The organism is Cellulomonas algicola (genome assembly GCF_003851725.1).
GTDB classification, from domain to species: Bacteria; Actinomycetota; Actinomycetes; order Actinomycetales; family Cellulomonadaceae; genus Cellulomonas; species Cellulomonas algicola.
Window position 1 is genome coordinate 1 of sequence record NZ_BHYL01000492.1, and the last position, 237, is coordinate 237.

Consider the following 237-nt stretch of genomic DNA (forward strand, 5'->3'; position numbering starts at 1 on the left):
CGCCCAAGGAGCACGTCGCCGTCGCCGGGCAGCGCGACCGCGGCGCGGGCCGCCCGACGAAGCGCGACCGCCGCCTCATCGAACGCCTCCGCGGCCACTGACCGCCTAGACGCCCTCGACGCCCTGCGCGCGCATCCAGGCGTCGACGCCCGTGACGGCAAGGATCTCGGTCACCGCACGCGGGGCGCCGTGGACGCGCACGCGGCGACCGGACTCGGTGACGTCGCGGACGAGGCG

At 77.6% G+C, this 237-nt stretch carries 1 pseudogene; it reads left to right on the forward strand.

Annotated elements, in window-relative coordinates:
* A pseudogene (locus CTKZ_RS22560) lies at positions 1-101 on the forward strand (RNA-binding S4 domain-containing protein); the annotation flags it as partial.
* Positions 102-237: the final 136 nt, after the last annotated feature.